The sequence below is a fragment of the Streptomyces sp. NPDC052910 genome, from assembly GCF_055585605.1.
On sequence record NZ_JBVJJR010000006.1, the window covers coordinates 1 to 5,451 of the forward strand.

Sequence of the window (5,451 nt, forward strand, 5' to 3'; positions counted from 1 at the left end):
TCCGGTCCGGCAGCAGCGGCTCAATCCGCGCCCACTGCGCGTCTGTCAACGGCACACCGGATCAACGATCAGATGATCCGAAAGAAACGGCCTAGCGGGCCCCGCACGAACAGCCGGGTGAACGAAGGCCCCGTACACCGAGCCCCGTACACCGAGCATCGCCGGGCAACGGGAACCCGCGGGCGCCGCGCGGGGGGCAGGCCCCGCACTCCGGGCGTGCTGCAACCCCGTGCGCCGCGCGCGGCAAGGCCCTCGCACCCCGGGCGCCGCGCAGGGGAAGGCCCCGACGTCGGGCGAGCGAGAACCCCCCGCGCGTGGCAAGGCCCCGCACCCCCGGGGCGCCGCGCGTGCGAAGGTCCCGGACGCCGCGCGTGCGAAGGTCCCGGGCGCCGCGCGCCCGGGACCCCGGTGACGATCTCGCTGTGGTGGGGGCGGCCGTCCGCCGCGCCCCGGGTCACTTCTTCATGATGCGCCGTACGTCCTCCGCCGTCTCGCGTACGTCTCCCTTGGCCCGCTCGGTGCGGCCCTCCGCCTGTGTCCGGCGGTCGCCGGCCGCGCGTCCCGCGGCCTCCTTCAGCCGGCCCTCGGCCTGCTCGGCCTTGGCCTTGACCTTGTGTTTGGCGCTCATCGCGCGCCTTCCTTCCGAGGTGTGTGACACCCCCCTCACGGCCGAGTGTCGCGCGCCGGCGCGCCGCGCGCACCTCCCGTACGGCCGAACGGCTCGGGGCCGGCACGGCGGGTTTCCCCCGCGGCGCTCAGGGCACTCGGGGGTGCATGGTGCACATCGGCTACACAATGATGACCGAGCAGGCCGGGCCACGGGAACTGGTCGAGCACGTGGTGGGCGCCGAGAAGGCGGGCTTCGACTTCTCCGTCACTTCCGACCACTTCTTCCCCTGGCTCCCCTCTCAGGGGCACTCCCCGAACGCCTGGGCGCTGCTGGGCGCCGCGGCGCAGGCGACCTCGCGGATCCCGCTGATGACGTACGTGACCTGTCCGACGACGCGCTACCACCCGGTCGTGGTCGCCCAGCAGGCGGCGACCGTGCAGTTGCTGTCGGAGGGCCGGTTCCGGCTGGGGCTGGGCTCGGGCGAGAACCTCAACGAGCACGTGGTGGGCGGCGGCTGGCCGTCGCCGGACGTCCGGCTGGAGATGCTGGAGGAGGCGACCGAGATCATCCGGGCCCTCTTCGAGGGCCGCACCCTCACCCATCACGGCCCGCACTACGACGTCGAGCACGCCAAGCTGTGGGACCTGCCGGAGACCGCGCCGCCGATCGGCATCGCGGTGTCCGGCGAGCGGTCGTGCCGGCTGGCCGGGCACCTGGCCGACCTGGTCATCGCCACCGAGCCGAAGAAGGAGCTGCTGGACGCCTTCGACCGGCACGGCGGCACCGGGAAGCCCCGCGTCGGGCAACTGCCCGTCTGCTACGACACCGACCGGGACGCGGCGATCGAGCGGGCCCACGACCAGTTCCGCTGGTTCGGCCTGGGCTGGAAGGTCAACTCCGAGCTGCGGGACGACCGCGGGTTCACCGCCGCGACCCAGTTCGTGACCAAGGACGACATCGCGGAGAGCATTCCCTGCGGGTCGAAGGTGGAGGACTTCGTCGAGGCGGTCCGGCCGTACGCCGAGGCCGGGTTCGAGGAGATCGCGCTGGTCCAGATCGGCGGCGGACACCAGGAGTCGTATCTGAAATGGTCGACCGACGAACTGCTGCCCGCCCTGCGGGAACTGTGACGGCCTCGGAGACCCCGCCCGCCGTGCGCACCGCCCCGGGGTCGGCGACCGGAACCGCACGGGCCCACCGGCCGCGGCGGCTGGTCCGGCCGCCCGGGGTGTACGCGCCGCAGCACGACTCGTTCCTGCTGGCCGAGGCGCTCGAACGGGAGCCCCTGCCGGCCGGCGCGCGGGTGCTCGACGTGGGGACCGGGACCGGCGCCCTGGCCGTCGCGGCCGCCCGCCGGGGGTGCGGCGTGCGGGTGACGGCGGTCGACGCCTCGCTCCGGGCGGTGCTCACGGCGCGGCTGAACGCCCTGCTCGCCGGGTGCCGGATCGAGGTGCGGCGGGGTGATCTGCTCGCCCCGGTCGCCGGCCAGCGCTTCGATCTCGTCCTCGCCAATCCCCCGTACGTCCCCTCGCCCGACGGCACGTTCCCGGGGCGGGGGCCGGCGCGCGCCTGGGAGGCGGGTGACGACGGCCGGGCGGTCCTCGACCAGTTGTGCGCGGAGGCGCCGCCGCTGCTGCGGCCGGCCGGGGTGCTGCTGCTGGTGCAGTCGGCGCTGAGCGGGGAGGAGCGGACGCTGGAACTGCTGCGGTCGGCCGGTATGGAGGCCGAGGTGGTGGAGCGCAGGTGGGTGCCGTTCGGCCCGGTCCTGCGCGCCCGGGCGGGCTGGCTGCGGGAGCGCGGGCTGCTGGCGGCGGGGCAGGACAAGGAGGAGCTGGTGGTGATCCGTGGACGGCACACGCGCTGACCCGGGCCGGGCGTCCGGGGGCGAGTCGGCGAGCGGCGTCGGGTCCGGCCGCCTCTCGCACCGGGACCCTTCCTCGGCGCCGCGGCCCGCGGTGGTGCGGGACGCCGCCGGGCCCGCGGCGCCCGGCCCGCCCCGGCGGACGGAGCCGCCCTCCCCTCAGGGCGGCTCAACCCCCGCTCCGGCGCCGAAGGCCGCCCGCCGGGTCTCCCGCGAGCCGAACGGGCCGTTCCTGGTCGAGGGCCCGGTGGAGGTGGTCATGGACGACGGCTCGATCGTGCGCTCGGACCGTCCGGTGGTGGCTCTCTGCACCTGCCGGCGCAGCGAGGAGTTCCCCTGGTGCGACACCAGCCACCGCCGCCGGCGCAGGCCCCGGGCGTGACGGGACCGGCGCCGGGTAACCGTTCCTCCCGCGAACCTCGCGAACCCCGCGGACATCGGAGGCTCACGATGCACTGTCCGGCCGCGCGCGGCGAACTGTCCGGCGCGCTCCTGGAACTGTTCGGCCGCGACCCGGGCGACGGCCGGGACCCGCTGCCCGGCGCGCCCGCCGTGGCCGCGGCCGACCCCTATGGGGAGGACGTCCAACTGGCCCTCCACCTCTGCTACGAACTGCACTACCGCGGCCTGCCGGGCGTGTCCGACGCCTGGGAGTGGGACCCGCGCGTGCTGCGGCTGCGGGCGGTGCTGGAGAGCGCCTTCCTGGCGGCGCTGCGGGCCGACGCGCCGCCCGGGGAGGGCCTGGACGCGGCGCTGGCCGAGCTGGTCACGGAGCCGGCGGACGACGGCGACGACGCGGACGGCGCCTCGTACTTCCTGCGCGACCACGGCGAGTGGTGGCAGTTGCGGGAGTACGCGGCGCACCGCTCCGTCTACCAGTTGAAGGAGGCCGATCCGCACGCCTGGGCCATCCCCCGCCTCACGGGCCCGGCCAAGGCCGGCCTGGTGGCGGTGGAGTACGACGAGTTCGGCGCGGGGCGGGCCGACCGGGTGCACGCGCAGTTGTTCGCGGACCTGATGCGGGAGCTGGGCCTGGACGACACCTACGGCCGCTACGTGGACGCCGTGCCCGCGGTCACCCTGGCCACCGGCAACCTGATGTCGCTGTTCGGCCTGCACCGGGCGCTGCGCGGCTGTCTGGTCGGCCACTTCGCGACGCTGGAGTGCACGTCGCCGCCGGGGTCCCGGCGGCTGGTCCGGGCCATGGAGCGGCTGGGAGCGGGTCCCGCGGCCATCCGTTTCTACGCCGAGCACGTGGAGGCGGACGCGGTCCACGAGCAGGTGGTACGGCGTGACGTCGTCGGCGGGCTGCTGCGGGAGGAGCCCGGGCTGGCGGTGGACGTGGAGTTCGGCGTCACGGCCACGCAGTGGGTCGAGGGGCGGTTCGACCGTCACGTGGTGGAGGCGTGGCGGTCGGGCCGGTCTTCGCTGCGGCGCCCGCTGGGTGACGGGGAGGCCGGTTCCCCGGTCGGCGTCGGCGCGGGCGCGGCCGGGCGGGAGGGCGGCGGGGGCCTCTGACCCCGCGTCGGCGGGAGCGGGGCCGGGGCGCCCGCCGCTCCCGCTTTCCCTCATGCGACTATGCACCCCATCTAGACACTGCATGTATACACACTATGTATAGTCGCGTTCCATGTTCACTGCTCTCGCCCCGTCCGGGCGCTCGGCGGCGCGTGCGCGCGTCCGGCGGTGGGACCGGCCGCTCCTCGCGCTCTGCGCCGTCGCCTCACTGGTCGTCGGCCTGCTCTCCCCTGACGACACCTCACAGCGGATCTGGGGCCTCACCTCGGCCGCCGGCTACGGGTGCGCGGCCCTGCACGCGGCCTTCCTCCCCCGCCCGTGGGCGCGCGGCCCCGCGGTGACCGCCGTCGTCGGCGCGCTCGTCGTCCCCCTGCTCTGGCTCGTGGCGATCGGCAAGGCGCAGATGGAGGTGGGCGTCGTGGAGCGGGGCGCGGACCTGCTGCTGTCGTCCGGAACCCCGTACGGGCCGGACCCCCAGGCGGTCCGGGACTTCAACCCCTACCTGCCGGGCATGGCGCTGTTCGGCCTGCCGCACGCCCTGTTCGGCGACGGCGTCGTGACAAGCGCCCGGCTCTGGTTCCTGCTCGGGTTCCTCGCCGCCCTCACCGCCGCCGCCCGCGCGGCCGGTTCCCCCGCCCGGGCTTCGCGGCTCTGGTGGCTCACGGCCTGTCCGCTCGTCGCGCTGCCGCTCGCCATCGGCGGGGTGGACCCGCCGGTCGTCGGGCTGCTGTGCCTGTCCCTGACCCTCGCCCACCGGGACCGTCCGGTGGCGGCCGGGCTCGCCCTGGGCGCGGCGGCGGCCCTCAAGTGGACGGCCTGGCCCGCTCTCCCGGTGCTGGCCGCCCTCTTCGCCGCCCGCCACGGCGGACGCGCCGCCGCCCGGTGCGCCGCGTGGGCCGTCGGCCCGGCCCTGCTCGCCGTCGTGCCCGTCGCCCTGGCCGACGGCGCGGCGTTCCGGCGCAACGCGGTGCTGTACCCGCTGGGGCTGAGCGGCACGCCGTCCAGCGCCGAAAGTCCGCTGCTCGGGCATGCGATCACGGTGCTGGTGCCGCGCGGCGAGGCCGTCGCCGTGTCCCTGCTGCTACTCGGGGCCGCCGTCGTCGGGGCGTCACTTCTGTTCCGGCCGCCCGCCGACGCCGTCGCGGCGGCCGACCGGCTGGCGCTGGGGCTGACGGTGGCCATCCTGCTGGCCCCCGCCTCACGCGTGGGCTACGCCGTGTACCCGGTGGTGCTTCTCGTCTGGCCCCGGCTCGCACTCCGGCCGCGGCGGGCGCGGGACGTGGCGGGGGCGGCGGCCGGCGCGGAACGGGCCGAGGAGCGGGTGCCGTTGGCGCGGGCGGCGTGACGGACGGGGCGGCGTTCGCCTGGCTGTCGCCAGGCGTGAGATGCGCCCCGACCCCGCCCTTTCACCGTTTCCCGCGGGGGCAAGCCCCCGCACCCCCGAAACCGCGCGGCACGCGCA

The 5,451-nt window shown here is 76.0% G+C and carries 6 protein-coding genes; 5 read left to right on the plus strand and 1 reads right to left on the minus strand.

The window, feature by feature from the left end; all coding sequences use genetic code 11:
* Positions 1-454 precede the first annotated feature (454 nt).
* Positions 455-628, minus strand: a complete 174-nt coding sequence (locus ACZ6X9_RS21840; RefSeq protein ID WP_469779653.1) for a CsbD family protein — start codon at positions 626-628, stop codon at positions 455-457.
* A gap of 146 nt (positions 629-774) precedes the next feature.
* On the opposite strand from ACZ6X9_RS21840, the gene ACZ6X9_RS21845 reads away from it, so the two are divergent.
* The 5 genes from ACZ6X9_RS21845 (at position 775) to ACZ6X9_RS21865 (ending at position 5,334) form a co-directional block, all read left to right on the plus strand.
* Complete coding sequence (locus ACZ6X9_RS21845; protein ID WP_469779654.1) at positions 775-1,740, plus strand: LLM class F420-dependent oxidoreductase; 966 nt, start codon at positions 775-777, stop codon at positions 1,738-1,740.
* Entirely contained in the window at positions 1,698-2,474 is a 777-nt protein-coding gene (locus tag ACZ6X9_RS21850) for a HemK2/MTQ2 family protein methyltransferase (RefSeq protein WP_469779655.1), read from the plus strand. The genes ACZ6X9_RS21845 and ACZ6X9_RS21850 overlap by 43 nt, the downstream gene beginning before the upstream one ends.
* Complete coding sequence (locus tag ACZ6X9_RS21855) at positions 2,455-2,853, plus strand: CDGSH iron-sulfur domain-containing protein (RefSeq protein WP_469779656.1); 399 nt, start codon at positions 2,455-2,457, stop codon at positions 2,851-2,853. The genes ACZ6X9_RS21850 and ACZ6X9_RS21855 overlap by 20 nt, the downstream gene beginning before the upstream one ends.
* A 68-nt stretch (positions 2,854-2,921) precedes the next feature.
* Positions 2,922-3,989 (plus strand): iron-containing redox enzyme family protein, encoded by a 1,068-nt coding sequence (locus ACZ6X9_RS21860; RefSeq protein WP_469779657.1) that lies wholly within the window; start codon positions 2,922-2,924, stop codon positions 3,987-3,989.
* A gap of 112 nt (positions 3,990-4,101) precedes the next feature.
* Complete coding sequence (locus tag ACZ6X9_RS21865) at positions 4,102-5,334, plus strand: glycosyltransferase 87 family protein (protein ID WP_469779658.1); 1,233 nt, start codon at positions 4,102-4,104, stop codon at positions 5,332-5,334.
* Positions 5,335-5,451: the final 117 nt, after the last annotated feature.